18 protein-coding genes are annotated in these 14,906 nt (G+C 72.9%); 4 read left to right on the top strand and 14 right to left on the bottom strand.

What is annotated here, in order from left to right; all coding sequences use genetic code 11:
- Together AC1MIR_RS25860 and AC1MIR_RS25865 are read right to left on the bottom strand one after the other, a co-directional pair.
- The coding region (locus tag AC1MIR_RS25860; protein WP_480031051.1) for an SDR family NAD(P)-dependent oxidoreductase at positions 1-725 on the bottom strand (725 nt) is incomplete at its 3' end.
- Between the two features lie 59 nt (positions 726-784).
- A complete protein-coding gene (locus tag AC1MIR_RS25865) occupies positions 785-1,198 on the bottom strand; it encodes a hypothetical protein (RefSeq protein ID WP_480031052.1) in 414 nt (137 codons plus the stop codon).
- An 86-nt stretch (positions 1,199-1,284) separates the two neighbouring features.
- On the opposite strand from AC1MIR_RS25865, the gene AC1MIR_RS25870 reads away from it, so the two are divergent.
- Positions 1,285-1,830 (top strand): TetR family transcriptional regulator, encoded by a 546-nt coding sequence (locus tag AC1MIR_RS25870; protein WP_480031053.1) that lies wholly within the window; start codon positions 1,285-1,287, stop codon positions 1,828-1,830.
- A gap of 12 nt (positions 1,831-1,842) precedes the next feature.
- Here AC1MIR_RS25870 and AC1MIR_RS25875 read toward each other — a convergent pair whose 3' ends face one another.
- The 7 genes from AC1MIR_RS25875 to AC1MIR_RS25905 form a co-directional block, all read right to left on the bottom strand.
- The gene (locus AC1MIR_RS25875) at positions 1,843-2,580 is read right to left on the bottom strand and encodes a TlyA family RNA methyltransferase (protein ID WP_480031054.1); all 738 of its coding nucleotides are present in this window, start codon (positions 2,578-2,580) and stop codon (positions 1,843-1,845) included.
- Positions 2,577-3,710, bottom strand: coding sequence for a mandelate racemase/muconate lactonizing enzyme family protein (locus tag AC1MIR_RS25880; RefSeq protein ID WP_480031055.1), 1,134 nt, complete (start codon positions 3,708-3,710; stop codon positions 2,577-2,579). The genes AC1MIR_RS25875 and AC1MIR_RS25880 overlap by 4 nt, the downstream gene beginning before the upstream one ends.
- A gap of 72 nt (positions 3,711-3,782) precedes the next feature.
- Entirely contained in the window at positions 3,783-5,702 is a 1,920-nt protein-coding gene (dxs, locus tag AC1MIR_RS25885; protein ID WP_480031056.1) for a 1-deoxy-D-xylulose-5-phosphate synthase, read from the bottom strand.
- Positions 5,703-5,704: 2 nt separating this feature from the next.
- A complete protein-coding gene (locus AC1MIR_RS25890) occupies positions 5,705-6,619 on the bottom strand; it encodes a polyprenyl synthetase family protein (RefSeq protein ID WP_480031057.1) in 915 nt (304 codons plus the stop codon).
- Positions 6,619-6,870, bottom strand: coding sequence for an exodeoxyribonuclease VII small subunit (locus tag AC1MIR_RS25895; protein ID WP_480031058.1), 252 nt, complete (start codon positions 6,868-6,870; stop codon positions 6,619-6,621). The genes AC1MIR_RS25890 and AC1MIR_RS25895 overlap by 1 nt, the downstream gene beginning before the upstream one ends.
- Before the next feature lie 139 nt (positions 6,871-7,009).
- Positions 7,010-7,939 (bottom strand): histone deacetylase family protein, encoded by a 930-nt coding sequence (locus AC1MIR_RS25900; RefSeq protein ID WP_480031059.1) that lies wholly within the window; start codon positions 7,937-7,939, stop codon positions 7,010-7,012.
- On the bottom strand, positions 7,936-8,172 hold the full coding sequence (locus AC1MIR_RS25905; RefSeq protein WP_480031060.1) for a sulfurtransferase TusA family protein: 237 nt from the start codon (positions 8,170-8,172) through the stop codon (positions 7,936-7,938). The genes AC1MIR_RS25900 and AC1MIR_RS25905 overlap by 4 nt, the downstream gene beginning before the upstream one ends.
- A 76-nt stretch (positions 8,173-8,248) precedes the next feature.
- On the opposite strand from AC1MIR_RS25905, the gene AC1MIR_RS25910 reads away from it, so the two are divergent.
- Genes AC1MIR_RS25910 through AC1MIR_RS25920 form a run of 3 tightly spaced genes read left to right on the top strand, consistent with a single transcriptional unit; the run spans position 8,249 to position 10,854 of the window.
- Complete coding sequence (locus tag AC1MIR_RS25910) at positions 8,249-9,175, top strand: ROK family protein (protein WP_480031061.1); 927 nt, start codon at positions 8,249-8,251, stop codon at positions 9,173-9,175.
- Positions 9,176-9,191: 16 nt separating this feature from the next.
- Complete coding sequence (locus AC1MIR_RS25915) at positions 9,192-9,581, top strand: hypothetical protein (RefSeq protein ID WP_480031062.1); 390 nt, start codon at positions 9,192-9,194, stop codon at positions 9,579-9,581.
- Between the two features lies 1 nt (position 9,582).
- A complete protein-coding gene (locus tag AC1MIR_RS25920) occupies positions 9,583-10,854 on the top strand; it encodes a DNA polymerase IV (RefSeq protein WP_480031063.1) in 1,272 nt (423 codons plus the stop codon).
- On the opposite strand, the gene AC1MIR_RS25925 is transcribed toward AC1MIR_RS25920, so the two are convergent.
- The 5 genes from AC1MIR_RS25925 to AC1MIR_RS25945 form a co-directional block, all read right to left on the bottom strand.
- Entirely contained in the window at positions 10,846-11,538 is a 693-nt protein-coding gene (locus AC1MIR_RS25925) for a tetratricopeptide repeat protein (protein WP_480031064.1), read from the bottom strand. The genes AC1MIR_RS25920 and AC1MIR_RS25925 overlap by 9 nt on opposite strands.
- Positions 11,535-12,461 (bottom strand): type II secretion system F family protein, encoded by a 927-nt coding sequence (locus tag AC1MIR_RS25930; protein ID WP_480031065.1) that lies wholly within the window; start codon positions 12,459-12,461, stop codon positions 11,535-11,537. The genes AC1MIR_RS25925 and AC1MIR_RS25930 overlap by 4 nt, the downstream gene beginning before the upstream one ends.
- A complete protein-coding gene (locus tag AC1MIR_RS25935) occupies positions 12,458-12,634 on the bottom strand; it encodes a hypothetical protein (protein ID WP_480031066.1) in 177 nt (58 codons plus the stop codon). The genes AC1MIR_RS25930 and AC1MIR_RS25935 overlap by 4 nt, the downstream gene beginning before the upstream one ends.
- Positions 12,631-13,575 carry a type II secretion system F family protein gene (locus tag AC1MIR_RS25940; RefSeq protein WP_480031067.1) on the bottom strand — a complete coding sequence of 315 codons (945 nt, stop codon included), beginning with the start codon at positions 13,573-13,575 and terminating at the stop codon, positions 12,631-12,633. The genes AC1MIR_RS25935 and AC1MIR_RS25940 overlap by 4 nt, the downstream gene beginning before the upstream one ends.
- A partial coding sequence (locus AC1MIR_RS25945) for a TadA family conjugal transfer-associated ATPase (protein WP_480031068.1) occupies positions 13,572-14,906 on the bottom strand: 1,335 nt, incomplete at its 5' end. The genes AC1MIR_RS25945 and AC1MIR_RS25940, both read right to left, overlap by 4 nt.

The raw sequence follows: 14,906 nt of genomic DNA on the forward strand, positions 1-14,906 counted from the left end.
GTGGCATTGAACTGGCTGGAATTCGCCACGTCCACGGCGTTCGCCCCGCGGCCCCGGGCGTTGGGGGCCGGGGGGCGGCGCGCCGCCTCCTCCTCGGTGATGTTCAGGCGCCGCGCCATCTCGCGGCAGACCTTCTCGCGGAAGCGCGGCCCGTCCACCATGCCGGGCGCCACGTTGTTGACGTTGACGTTGTGCGGCCCGAGCTCCAGCGCGAAGCTCTTGGTGATGCCGCGCAGCCCCCACTTCGATGCGCTGTAGGCCAGCCGCCCGGCGCGGCCGCGCATGCCGAAGGTGCCGCCGACATTCACGATCTTGCCCCAGCGCTGCGCCACCATCATCGGCGCGAAGGCGCGGATCGTGTTGAAACAGCCGCGCATGTTGAGCTCAATGATCTCGTCGTATTCGGCCTGCGTCGTCGTCAGCCCGGTCTTGCCGATTGGACCCGACCCGCCCGCGACATTCACCAGGATGTCCACTGTGCCGAAGCGCGCCTTGGCCCGCTCGGCGGCCGCGAAGCAGGCGGCGTCGGAGGTGATGTCGGTGCCGACCACCAGCACCTCCGTGGCCTGCGCCACCTCCTCCGCCACCGGCGCGATCGCCGCCGTGTCGCGGCCGATCAGCACCAGCCGGCAGCCCTCCGCCGCGAAGGCGCGGGTGATCGCCGCGCCCATGCCCTTGGCGGGGCCGGTGATCGCGGCGACGCGGCCGCGCAGCATCAGGTCCATGGATCGTGCTCCGGTCTCACGCCCCCGCTTCGCGCGCCGGGCCGCCGGAGGCAAGGGGGTCAGCCGCCCTCGCGATGCCCGATCACCAGCGCGATCAGCATGCCGATGGCCGCGCCCCACAGGATCCAGGCCGCCGCCGGCGCCAGGCCGGGCGTGACGCCGCCATAGAGCCAGGGCGCCCAGGTGATCGCGACGCCGTCGCACAGCATCGCCGCCATCGTCGCGACGGAGACGCCCGGAAAGAGCTGCGCGGCGGAAAGCCCCGCGATCCGCCGCGTGACGATCACCGCGGCCCAGAGCCCCGGCACCGCCGCGATGAACAGGGCCAGGCTGCCCAGCCCGCCGAACCAGCCCGCCGGCGCGGCGAAGCGGCAGAACAGCGCAGCGGCGAACCAGAACACCACGCCCAGCGCCACGCTGGTCCAGAACTGGGCTGGCGTGAGCCCGGCGATCCGGCTGGTTGCGGCCTGCATCCCAAGACGCTCCTCGTTGGATGTGCGATCCTATGGCGGCGATGTAGCGGATGCTACAGGAATGTAGCGGATGCTACATCCTCGGCATGGGCATCCGCGAAGACCGCCGGCAGTCGCTGCTCGATCCGCTCGCCGACCACCTGCTGCGGGAAGGCCTGGGCGCCGCCGGGCTGCGCGCCATGGCCGCGGCCGCCGGCACCAGCGACCGCATGCTGCTCTACTACTTCGCCGACAAGGACGAGCTGCTGACGGCCGTGCTCGGCCATGTGGCGGAACGCCTGGCCGCCCTGCTGGAGGACGCCGTGCCGGCTTCGCCGCCGCGCCCCTTCGCCGCGCTTCTGGAAGAGGTCTGGGCGGCGATGCGCAAGCCGGCCCTGCAGGGCTGCATGCGCCTCTGGCTCGAGGTCGCGGCGCGCGCCGGGCGTGGCGAGCAGCCCTTCCGCGCCATCGCCGCGGAGATCGCCGATCACTTCGCCGCCTGGGCGGCCCAGCGGCTGGATGCGCCGGCGGCGGAACGCCAGGCGCAGGGCGCGCTGCTCAGCGCCGCCGTGGACGGGCTGGCGCTGCTCGCCGCGGTCGGGCGCGGCAAGCTCGCGGATGCCGCGTCGCGCCGCGCGCCGAAGCGCCGCTGAGCGCGCCGCCCCTCACCCCCGCCGCGCGGCGATCAGGAATTCGCGGTTACCCTCCGGCCCGAGGATCGGGCTGGCCTCGATGCCGATCACCTCCCAGCCCGGCAGCTCCGACCACCAGGCGCGGATCTCGTTGCAGACGCGCCCATGCACCGCCGGCTCGCGGACCACGCCGCCCTTGGCGACGGCCGGCCCCACCTCGAATTGCGGCTTGATCAGCGCCACCGCCCAGGCGCCCGGCGCGGCGAGTGCCAGCGGCGCCGGCAGGACGGTGCGCAGCCCGATGAAGCTGGCGTCGCAGACGATGGCGCCGACCGGTTCGGGGATCTGCGTGCCATCGAGGTAGCGCGCGTTCACGCGCTCCATCACCACCACGCGCGGGTCGTTGCGGAGCTTCCAGGCCAGCTGCCCATGCCCGACATCCACCGCGTACACCTTCGCCGCCCCATGCTGCAGCAGCACGTCGCAAAAGCCGCCGGTCGAGGCGCCGACATCGAGGCAGACGCGCCCTTCCGGCGAGAGCCCGAAATGCGCCAGCGCATGCGCCAGCTTCACGCCGCCGCGGCTCACCCAGGGATGGTCCTGGCCGCGCAGTTCCAGCGCCTGGTCGGGCTTGATGAGGTCGCCGGCCTTGTTGACGCGCTGATCGCCGCTGAACACCAGCCCCGCGAGGATCAGCGCCTGCGCCCGCGCGCGGGATTCGACCAGCCCGCGCTCGACGAGCGCGACATCGGCGCGCTGCTTCGGCGTCACGCCGCGAACCGCTTCAGCGCCGCGCGATCCACCGTCACGCCGAGCCCCGGCGCCTCCGGCACGCGCACGCGCCCTTCGGCCGAGACCGCGGGCATGCTGGTGACCTCGTCCCGCACCGGATGCAGGGAGCGGTCCAGTTCCAGCAGCGGCGGGCGCGGGAAGAGGCCGGGCGGGTTGTCCGGGATCACCGCGAGCAGATGCAATGAGGCCGCGAGCGTCACGCCCGTGCCCCAGACATGCGGGTTCACGCGCACCCCGAAGGCGCTCGCCATGTCCGCGATCTTCTTGAGTTCGGAAATGCCGCCGCAGGCCGCGACATCAGGCTGCAGGATGTCCACGCTGCGCCGAGCGATCACCTCCGAAAAACCCCAGCGCGCGAAGCTCGCCTCGCCGCCGGCGACGGGGATCGGCTGGCGCGCCTTCACCTCCAGGTAGCCGGCGATGTCCTCGGGCGGCACCGGTTCCTCGAACCAGCCGATGTCGCAATCGGCGACCGCGTTGCCATAGGCGATCGCCGCCGGCGCGTCATAGGCGTGGTTGCAATCCACCAGCAGCCCGCAGTCCGGCCCGATGGCATTGCGGAAATCCTTCGTCAGCGCGATGTCCGCCTTCAATCCCCAGCCGGTCTTCAGCTTCAGTGCCCGAAACCCCTCGGCGCGGCGCTGCTCGGCTTCCTCCACCAGGTAGTGCAGGTGGTCGTCGCGCTCGCGGCGGTAGAAGCCTGTGGCATAGGCCTCGACCTCCATCCGCAGCGGCCCGCCGAGCAGCCGGTGCACCGGCTGCCCCAGCGCCTTTCCGGCGATGTCCCACAGCGCGATGTCGATGGCGCTGATCGCCTCCACCACCAGCCCGCGCTGCCCGTGGTCGCGCAGCCGGTTGTAGAGCGCCTGCCAGATCGCCTCCCGCGCCATGGCGTCCTGCCCGATCACCAGCGGCGCCAGCCAGGCCACGATGGGCGCGGTCAGTTCCGGCGGCCCGAAGGCCTCGCCCCAGCCGGTGATGCCGTCCTCGGTCGCGATCTCCACCAGCATCGCGCCGCGCTTGCGGTACCAGGCCTGGGAATAGGCGAAGGGTTCGGAAAGCTCCGCCATCAGCACATGCGGCGTGACGCCGCGGACGGTGGTCGGCATGGCGCGACGTCTCCCTGACCCGCGCGACGACACCCTCCCCGCCAGCGGGGGAGGGAACGGCCAGGCGCCGCTCTACGCGCGCGCCGGCTGCGCCATCGGCACGCCGAGTGCGGCGACGGCCGTGGCCACGATGTGCTTCGCGTTCAGCCCCGCCCAGTCGTACTGGACCTTCGGCGCGGCGTGATCCAGGAAGCGGTCCGGCAGCGTCATCGGCCGGAACTTGAGCCCGCCATCCAACAGCCCCTGCCAGGCCAGATGCTGCGCCACCAGGCTGCCGAAGCCGCCGACCGAGCCTTCCTCGATGGTGATCAGCACCTCGTGCTCGCGCGCCAGCCGCTCCACCAGCCGCGTGTCGAGCGGCTTGGCGAAGCGCGCATCGGCGACGGTGGCCGACAGCCCCTGCGCGGCAAGCTCCTCGGCCGCCTTCATCGCCTCCGCCAGCCGCGTGCCGTAGGACAGGATGGCGATGCTCGTGCCCTCCCGCAGCACGCGCCCGCGCCCGATCTCGAGCGGCGTGCCGCGCGCCGGCACGGCGATGCCCGTGCCCTCGCCGCGCGGATAGCGGAAGGCGGAGGGCCCCTCGTCGAACGCGGCGGCGGTCGCGACGATATGCGCCAGTTCGGCCTCGTCCGCCGCGGCCATCAGCACGATCCCCGGCAGGCAGCCGAGATAGGCGATGTCGAAGCTGCCCGCATGCGTCGCGCCATCCGCGCCGACCAGCCCGGCGCGGTCCATCGCGAAGCGCACCGGCAGCCCCTGCAGCACCACGTCATGCACCACCTGGTCATAGGCGCGCTGGAGGAAGGTAGAATAGATCGCGCAGAAGGGCTTGAGGCCTTCCGTCGCCATGCCGGCCGCGAAGGTCACCGCATGCTGCTCCGCGATGCCCACATCGAAGCAGCGCTTCGGGAAGCGCCTGGCGAACAGGTCGAGGCTGGTGCCGGAGGGCATGGCCGCGTTGATCGCGACGATCCGCTCGTCGGCCTCGGCCTCCGCGATCAGCGCCTGCGCAAAAACCTTCTGGTAGGCGGGCGGGCCGGGCGGCGCCTTCTGCTGCTCGCCGGTGATCACGTTGAACTTCTGGACGCCGTGATACTTGTCCGCCGAGGCTTCCGCCGGCGCGTAGCCCTTGCCCTTCTGCGTGACCACATGCAGCAGGATCGGCTGCACATCGTCCTCCGCGTCGCGCAGGTTGCGCAGGATCGGCAGCAGATGGTCCAGGTCGTGCCCGTCGATCGGGCCGACATAGTAGAAGCCCATCTCCTCGAACAGCGTGCCGCCCGTCAGCAGCCCACGCGCGAATTCCTCCGCCTTGCGCGCGGTGCGCTCGATCGGGCGGGGGAAGCGCTTGGCCAGCTTCGCCATCATCTCGCGCACGTTCAGGAAGGGCCGCGAGGACACCACCTTCGAGAGATAGGCGCTCATCGCGCCGACCGGCGGCGCGATGGACATGTCGTTGTCGTTCAGCACCACGATCAGCCGCGACTTCAGCGCGCCCGCGTTGTTCATCGCCTCATAGGCCATGCCGGCGGACATCGATCCGTCGCCGATCACCGCGATGACGTTGCGCGTGTCCCCCTTCAGGTCGCGCGCCACCGCCATGCCGAGGCCGGCGCTGATCGAGGTGGAGGAATGCGCCGCGCCGAAGGGGTCGTATTCGCTCTCGCTCCGCCGCGTGAAGCCCGAAAGCCCGCCTTCCGTGCGCAGCGTGCGGATGCGGTCGCGCCGCCCGGTCAGGATCTTGTGCGGATAGGCCTGGTGGCCGACATCCCAGATCAGCCGGTCGCGCGGCGTCTCGAAGATCGCGTGGATCGCGACCGTCAGCTCCACCACGCCGAGCGAGGCGCCGAGATGCCCGCCCGTCACCGAGACCGCGTCGATCGTCTCCGCCCTGAGCTCGGCGGCGAGCTGCTTGAGCTGCTCCGCCGAGAAGTTGCGCAGGTCGGCCGGGACGCGGACGCGGTCCAGCAGCGGCGTGGCGGGAGGTGCCATGGTCAACGCTTCCTTTGCACCGTGTAGGCGGCGAGCGCGCGCAGAAGTTCCGCGCGCTCCCCGAAATTGTCGAGATGGCCGATCGCCTGCTCGGACAGGCGCTCGGCCTGGATCCGGGCGCGCTCCAGCCCCAGCAGCGAGACCAGCGTGGCCTTGCCGGCGCCGGCATCCTTGCCGGTGCGCTTGCCGGTCTCCTCCGCGGTCGCGGTCGCGTCCAGCAGGTCGTCGGCGATCTGGAAGGCCGCGCCCAGGTCGCGGCCATAGGCCGCCAGCGCGTGGCGCAGGGCGTGGGGCGCCTTGCCGAGGATGGCGCCGGCCTCGGCCGAGAACTCGATCAGCCGCCCGGTCTTGAGCAGCTGCAGCCGGCCGATCGCCGGCTCGTCCAGCGGCGCCTCGGCCTCCTCGGCCAGCATGTCCAGCATCTGCCCGCCGCACATCCCCCGCGCGCCCGCGGCGCGCGCCAGGCAGCGCACCAGCTCGGCGCGCACGGCGGGGTCGGAATGCGTGTCCTCCTCGGCCAGCACCTCGAAGGCGCGGGCCTGCAGCGCATCGCCGGCCAGGATGGCGGTGGCTTCGTCGAAGGCGCGATGCGCGGTCGGCTTGCCGCGGCGCAGGTCGTCATCGTCCATCGCCGGCAGGTCGTCATGCACCAGCGAATAGGCGTGCAGCATCTCGATGGCGGCGGCCACGCGCAGCGCCGCGGCGCGGGAGACGCCGAACTGCCGGGCCCCTTCCAGCACGAGGAAGCCGCGCATCCGCTTGCCGCCGCCCATGGCGGCGTAGCGCATCGCCTCGAACAGCCGCGCCTCCGGCCCTTCCGGCAGCGGCAGCAGGGTGTCGAGCGCGACCTCGATCTCCGCCGCGGCGGCGGGAAGGGCGGTGGCGAGGCCGTCGGGCGGGGCGAGGGTTTCGGACATCAGCCGGCGTCCCGCAATGTCGGGCCGGCGGCCGAATCGACAATGGCCTGGACCTTCTGCTCGGCCTCGGCCAGCAGCGCCTCGCAATGGCGGCGCAGCGCCGCGCCGCGCTCGTATTGCGCGACGGCCTTCTCGAGCTTGCCCTGCCCGCCTTCCAGCTCCCGGACGATGCCCTCGAGTTCCTGCAAGGCTTCCTCGAAGGACAGACCGTCAATCGGCCGAGACGTTTCGGCGCCTGGAGTGTCAACCATCCTTGACATGATGCACCATCCCGGTCGGCTGGCAAGGAAAATGGGGAGGGGCGCCCGCCGGATCATCCGGTCCCGCGCGGCAATCCGCCCGGCGGGCATAGGGCGGGTGCGGGGGCGCGGCAACCGCTGACCGGCGCGTTCAGGCGCGCATCAACGCCCGCACATGCGCCGCCGCCGAGCTTGCCAGGGCGTCAAGGTCGTAGCCGCCCTCCAGCAGGCTCACGACCCTTCCGCCGCAATGCCGGTCCGCCAGGTGGCAGAGCTCCTCGGTGAGCCAGGCGAAATCGGCCTCCCGCACCCGAAGCTGGGCCAGCGGGTCGCGCGCATGGGCGTCGAAGCCGGCCGAGATCACCAGCAGCTCCGGCGCGAAGCGGTCCAGCGCCGGCAGCAGTATGTCCCGCCAGGCGGCCCGGAAGGCCGCGCCATCGGCGCCGGGCGGCAGCGGCGCGTTGACGATGTTCCCCACCCCCGTCTCATTCGCCTCACCCGTTCCCGGATAGCAGGGCGACTGGTGGGAGCTGGCGTAGAACAGGGTCGCATCCGCCTCGAAGCAGGCCTGGGTGCCGTTGCCGTGATGCACGTCGAAATCCACCACGGCGATCCGCGTCAACCCATGCGCCGCCTGGGCATGGCGCGCGGCCACCGCGGCATTGGCGAAGAGGCAGAACCCCATCGGCCTTCCGGGCTCGGCATGGTGGCCGGGCGGGCGGGTGGCGCAGAAGACGCGCCGCACCTCGCCCCGGCAGACCGCATCCACCCCTGCCACGGCGGCGCCGGCGGCGCGCAGCGCGGCCTCGGCGCTGCCCCAGTTCATCGCCGTGTCGGCATCCAGCTGCACGATGTCGTCCGGCTCCGGCCGGATGCCGAGGATCGCCTCGACGTATTGCGCCGGATGCACGCGGGCGAGCTGTTCCACCGTCGCCTCCGGCGCCTCGTCCCGGATCAGGTCCGAGAATTCCTCGCTGTCCAGGGCGCGCAGCACGGCGCGCAGCCGGTCCGGACATTCGGGGTGATGCGGCCCCATGTCGTGATGCAGGCAGGCCCGGTGCGAAAAAAGCAGAACACTCACGCCGGCTCCTCCCGCTTCTTCAGCGTGAAGCGGAACACTCCGTTCTCCTCGCTGAAGGCGACCAGCGCGTGCCCGGTCTCCTGCGTATAGGCCCGGAAATCCTTGACGCTCGCCGGATCGGTCGCGAGCACGGTCAGCCTTGCCCCGGCCGGAAGGCTGCGCAGCGCCTTGTTGGCCTTCAGCACCGGCAGCGGGCAGGTCAGCCCCTGCACGTCGAGCAGCGTGTCACCCATGCCGCGAATCCAGCACCGCCGCCGCGGCGGGGCAAGGCGCTTGCGGCCGGCGCGCCGCCGGCGCAACTGTCGCGGCATGACATCGCGGACCGACCGCGCCGCCGCCTGGCGGCTCGGGATTGACCTCGGCGGCACCAAGATCGAGGTGGCCGCGCTCGACCCCGCCGGCACGGTGCGCCTGCGCCGGCGCGTCGCCACGCCCCGCGACTACGCCGCCGGCATCGAGGCCATCGCCGGCCTGGTCGAGGGCGCCGAGGCCGAGCTCGGCGGCCGGGGCACCCTCGGCATCGGCATCCCCGGCAGCGAGAACCCCGCGACGTGGCTGATCCGCGGCGCCAACTCCACCTGGCTGAACGGCAAGCCGCTCGGCGCCGACCTCGCCGCCCGGCTCGACCGCCCCGTCCGGCTCTCCAACGACGCCAACTGCCTGGCGATGAGCGAGGCGGCGGATGGCGCGGGCGCCGGCTTCGGCGCCGTCTTCGCGGTGATCCTCGGCACCGGCTGCGGCGGCGGCCTGGTGGTGCACGGGCGCCTCGTCGGCGGGCGGAACCATGTCGCCGGCGAATGGGGCCACAACCCGCTGCCCTGGATGAGCGCCGCCGAGCATCCCGGCCCGCGCTGCTGGTGCGGCCAACTCGGCTGCCTCGAAACCTTCCTCTCCGGCCCGGCGCTGGCCGCCGACGCCGATGGCCCGGGCGCGCGCGACGCCCGCGCGCTGCCCGCCCGCGCCGCCGCCGGCGATGCCGTCGCGCAGGCGGCGCTGGATCGCCATGCCGACCGCCTCGCCCGCGCGCTGGCCGCGGTGGTGAACATCCTGGACCCCGATGTCTTCGTGCTCGGCGGCGGCCTCTCGAACATGGCGCATCTCTACGAGGACCTGCCGCGCCTGATCCCGCGCCACGTCTTCTCCGACGCCTTCTCCACCCCGATCCGGCGGGCGATGCATGGGGACAGTTCCGGCGTCTTCGGCGCCGCCCGGCTGTGGGACGGCGAGGCGCCGTGACCGGACGGGCCGGCGGATGAGCAGGGCCGCGGCGGCCGGGGCGCTCTACTGCGCCGTGATGTTCGCCCTCGGCTTCCTGTTCGGCCCGGTGCGCATCCTGCTGCTGGAGCCGCGATTCGGCGCCACCGTCGCGGTGCTGATCGAGGCGGTGCCGATGATCGCCGCGATGATCCTGCTCGCCCCCTGGGCCGCCCGGCTGTTCGAGCTGCCGCCGACGGCGGGCGCGCGGCTCGGCATGGGCGGGATCGGCCTGCTGCTGCTGCTGATGGCGGACACGCTGCTCGGCTGGCTGCTGTTCGGCCGCGGCGCGGGCGCGCTGCTCGCCCGGACGGCCAGCTGGGACGGCCGCATCTATCTGGCCATGCTGCTGCTGTTCTTCCTCATGCCCTGGCTGCGGCGGCGCTGAGATGCCCGCGCTCTGCCGCGACTGCGACCACGCCGCCGGGACTGCATTCACCACCTGCCCCGCCTGCGGATCGCGCCGCGTCGTGGCGCATCCGGAACTCTTCGCGCTTTCCGTCGCGCATGTGGATTGCGACGCCTTCTACGCCTCGGTCGAGAAGCGCGACCGGCCCGAGCTGCTGACGAAGCCCGTCATCGTCGGCGGCGGCAGGCGCGGCGTCGTCTCCGCCGCCTGCTATGTCGCGCGCACAAGCGGCGTGAAGAGCGCCATGCCGATGTTCAAGGCGCTCGCCGCCTGCCCCGACGCCGTGGTCATCAAGCCGGACATGGCGAAATACGTCGCCGTCGCGCGCCAGGTCCGCGCGCTGATGGAGGCGCTGACGCCGCTCGTGCAGCCGCTCTCGATCGACGAGGCCGCGCTCGATCTCTCGGGCACCGAGGCGCTGCACAAGGCGCCGCCCGCCGTGGTTCTGGCGCGCTTCGCCCGCCAGGTGGAGCGCGTTGCCGGCATCACCGTCTCCATCGGCCTCGCGCGCAACCGCCTGCTGGCCAAGCTCGCGGTCGAGCGCGACAAGCCGCGCGGCTTCGCCGTGCTGGGCGGCGAGGCGGCGGAATGGCTCGCCGACAAGCCCGTCGGCCTGCTGCCCGGCATCGGCCCGGCCTTCGCGAAGAAGCTGCAGGCCGCCGGCTTCACCCGCCTCGGCCAGCTCGCCGCCCTCGATCCGCGCGAGGCCGCGCGCCGCTTCGGGGAGGACGGGCCCGCGCTCGTCGCCCGCGCCCGCGGCGAGGATTCCCGGTGCGTCTCGCCCGAGCGCGAGACGAAATCCATCTCCGCCGAGACCACCTTCGAGACCGATCTCCGCGGCGTCGCGGAGCTGGAGCGCCCGCTCTGGCGCCTGTGCGAGAAGCTGGCGCGCCGCCTGAAGGAGAAGGAGCTGGCGGCCGGCGGCGTCGTGCTGAAGCTCAAGACCGCCGGCTTCGAGACCCGCAGCCGCCATGCGCGCCTCGCCCGGCCCACCCGCCTGCCGGAGACGCTGTTCCGCGCCGTGCAGCCCCTGCTGGCGAAGGAGGCGACGGGGGCCGCCTTCCGCCTGATCGGCATCGGCGCGCAGCCGCTGGCGCCGGGCGATGCCGCGGACCTGCCGGACCTCGCCGATCCCGATGCGGCGCGGCGCGCGGCGAAGTGGCAGGCGGTGGATGCGCTCCGCGCGCGCTTCGGCGCGGAGGCCGTGGTCAGCGGCCGCGGCCTGCCGCGGAAGGGACCGGGCTCAGCCTAGCCCGGCGCAGGGATCGCCGCCGGCCGCGCCGCGCAGCGTCGCGAAGCCCGGCGCCGCGCCGCGGATCTGCCCGATCCAGCCGGAGGTCGCGGTGCTGCGCGGCGTGGTCTCCAGCACCGCGGCCGCGCCTTCCGTGCAGCCGGTCAGCATCAGCGACAGCGCGAGGTTGCCGGTGAAGACCGGGTTCTGCGGATCGGCCGCGCGCGCCGCGCGATAGGCCGCGCGCGCCTCGGCATGGCGGCCGAGCATGTCGAGCGCGATGCCGCGGCCGTTCAGCGCCTTCGCCTCGCTGCGCGACCAGCGCAGGATCTCGTCGAACAGCGCCAGCGCCTGCTCCGGCTGGCCGACCTCGAGCAGCACGCGCGCCTCGGTCTCCATCAGCAGCGTGTCGCGCGGGTTGCGCCGCCGCGCCTCGGCCAGAACGTCGCGCGCGCGCTCCGGGTCGCCGGTCTGGAGCAGCATCTTGCTGTACCGCGCCGCCACCTCGGGATCGCCCGGATGCTGCTGGTAGGCGGTGGCATAGACCTGCAGCGCCATGCCGGTGTTGCCGCCGCGCTCGGCCGCGGTCGCGACGCGCAGCTGCCGCTGCACGTCCGGCGAGGAGGAGGCGGAGGTGTAGGCACCGCCGGCGCAGCCCGAGAGCAGCAGCGCGGCGATCAGCGGGGGGGCGAGGCGGCGCATCATTGCATGGCTCCGATCGCATCGAAGAGCTGGAGGATGGAAGGGCCGACCAGCACGAGGAACAGCGGCGGCAGGATGAAGAGGATCAGCGGCAGCACCAGCAGCGCGGGCAGCCGCGCCGCCTTCTCCTCCATGCGGATCAGGCGGGCCTGGCGCTCGTCGGCCGCCAGAGCGCGCAGCGCGGTGCCGAGCGGCGTGCCGTAGCGCATCGCCTGGGAGAGCGTGGCGGCGACGCGGCGCAGCCCGTCCACCTCGGCGCGCTCCGCGAAGCGCTCCATGGCGGAGGTGCGGTCCGGCATCAGCCGCATCTCCTGCGAAAGCAGCGCGAATTCCAGCGACATCGCCGGGTTGGCGCGCCGCAGGTCGTTCGCCACGCGGTCGATCGCGCTCTCGAGGCCGAGGCCCGCCTCGGCGCAGACCACCAGCAGGTCCAGCGTGTCGGCCATGCCGCGGTTCAGCGACGCGACGCGCCGCTTGCGCAGCTGCGACAGGATCATGTTGGGCGCCAGCACGCCGGCCGCGGCGCCCATCAGCAGCGGCAGCAGCATATTCCCCCCGCCGCCATTGGTGGTGTGCCAGACCAGCGCGATCGCCGGCCCGGCGACGAGGAACAGCAGCTTCATCGCGACCAGCAGCGGCGCCGCCATGGTCGCCGGCACGCCGAGCGGCACCAGCGTCCGCTCCACCTGCGTCCGGTCCTGCTGCGAGGCCATGAAGCGGACCATGCCGCTGACGTCGAGCAGCCGCAGCATCGCCGCGCCGAGGCTCGCCAGGCTGCGCCGCGGCGCGGTCTCCGGCGTCACGCCGATCGCCGCGCGCTTCACGCGCTCGGCCATGCGGTGCTCGGTCAGCTCGTTCGCCGCCAGCGCAACGGCGACCACGGCCAGCAGGCCGGCCGCGGCCAGCCCGGCCAGGAACGGGCTCACCGCGCCTTCCGCCGCAGGCAGGCCAGCGCCTTGAGCCGCCAGCGGCGCTGCGCCGCGCGCGCCGCGCGCTGCTGCGCCGTGCCGCCATCGGCTTCCGGCATCAGGATTGCCGTGCGCGCCGACCGGGCGGCGGGCGGGTGTCGCGGATCGGGGCGCTTGCAGACGGGCGTCATTCCGAGGTGCTCCGCTTGATCATGGACCGGATGGTGAGCAGGCCGAGGCTCAGCAGCACGAGAGCCATGGTGAGCAGGTTGTTGCCGCGCGGATCGACGAACAGCGCGTCGAGATAGCCCGGCTTGATGGCGGAGACGGCCGCGCCGGCGAAGGGCGGCAGCGCGACCAGGATGCCGGCCGAGGCCTTCGCCTGGCCTGCCAGAGCCTGCGCCTTCGCCGCCATCGCCACGCGCTTGCGAACGATGTCGGCGATGTTGTCGAGCGCCTCCGCCAGGCTGCCGCCGGTCTGCGACTGCAGGCCGATCACCACCGACAGGAAGGCGTATTCGCGCAGGCCCGTCCGCTCGTAGATGCCCCACAGCGCCTTGTCGAGCGGCGTGCCGATCGCCGTCTCGCCCAGCAGGCGCTGGAACTCGGCGCGCGTCGGGTCCGGCATCTCGCGCGCCACGCTGCGCACCGCCTCGCCCACCGGCAGGCCCGCGCGCACCGCGCGGACCATCAGGCCGATCGCGTCCGGGATCTGCTTGAACGCTTCCTCCCGGTGCTTGCCGAGCTCCCAGAGAAAGATCATGCGCAGCGAGCCGAGGGCGGCCACGATGCCGAGGATCACCGCCGCGAAGCCGCCCGTCACCATCGTGGCGCCCCAGGCGGCGAGCCCGCCCACCGTGCCGGACAGCACCAGCACGATCGGCAGCGGCATCCGCCGGTTCGCCAGCACGCCGGGCGCCACGCCGACCCAGCCCGAAAGCCGCGCGCCGAAGCCCCCGCGCGAGACCGGCCGCGCGATGACCGACTGCTCCGGCAGCGCGCGCAGAGCCTGCCGCCCGGTCAGCTGCTGCGTCAGCCGCGCCTTCAGCCGCCGGTCGTCGCGGTTGCTGAACAGCAGCGCCAGCGCCGCCGCCAGCAGCACTGCCGCGGTCGCGGCCAGCAGCGGGCTCATGCCGCGATCTCCATCGCCTGGGCGAAGGCGCCGTCGAGCCCGTAGTAGCGCAGCTTGTTCATGAAGCCAGGCCGCACGCGGGAGGAGGCCCAGCGGCCGATCAGGTTGCCCTGCGCGTCCTCGCCCTCGTATTCGAAGGTGAAGAGGTCGTTCAGGGTGATCACGTCGCCCTCCAGGCCGCAGACCTCGGTCACCTGCAGCACGCGGCGCTTGCCGTCGCGCATGCGCTCGAGCTGCACGATCAGGTCCACCGCGCTGACGATCTGCGTGCGGATCGCGCGCAGCGGCAGGCTGACGGTGCCCATCTGCACCATGTTCTCGATGCGGGTGATGCCGTCGCGCGCGTTGTTGGCGTGGATCGTGCAGAAGCTGCCGTCATGGCCGGTGTTCATGGCCTGCAGCATGTCGAAGGCCTCGGCGCCGCGGACCTCGCCGACGATGATGCGGTCGGGGCGCATGCGCAGCGCGTTCTTGATCAGGTCGCGCTGGGTGATCTCGCCGCGGCCCTCGAGGTTCATCGGCCGCGTCTCCAGCCGCACCACGTGGGGCTGCTGCAGCTGCAGCTCCGCCGCGTCCTCGATGGTGACGATGCGCTCGCCGTGGTCGATCATCCGGCTCATCGCGTTCATCATCGTGGTCTTGCCCGAGCCGGTGCCGCCGGAGACGACGATGTTGAGCCGGCAGCGGGAGGCGATCTCGAGCACGCGGGCGATGGAGGGCGAGAGGCTGCCCAGCTCCACCATGCCCTGCAGGTCCACCTTCCGCTTGGCGAACTTCCGGATCGAGATGCAGGGGCCGTCGAGCGCGAGCGGGGGGAAGACCACGTTCACGCGGCTGCCGTCCGGCAGGCGGCAGTCCACCAGCGGGCTCGATTCGTCCACGCGCCGGCCGACGGAGGCCGCCATCTTCTGCGCGATGGAGGCCACATGCGCGGCGTTGCGAAAGTTGAGCTTCACCTCCTGCAGCTTGCCGCGCTTCTCGATGAAGATGTGCTCCGGCCCGTTGATCATGATGTCGCTGATGCCGTCGTCGCGCAGCAACTCCTCGATCGGGCCGAAGCCGAGCATGTCGTCCACCAGCTCCTGCGCCAGCAGCGCCTGGTCGGTGGCCGAGATCTCGATGCGCTGGGTGCCGGCGACCTCGTGCACCAGCCGCTCCAGCTGGTCGCGCACGCGCGCGACCGGCATCTCCACCGCGGCGCGCGGGTCGATGCGCTCCATCACCTGGGTGCGCAGCGCCTGCAGCGGCGCCGGCGCGGCCGGCGTGGCCGCGGCGGGCGCGGGCGCCCGCGCCCCCCCCGCCCGCCGCGGCGGCGGCGGGCGCCGCCGGGG

Source organism: Falsiroseomonas sp. RANM36 (assembly GCF_056682175.1).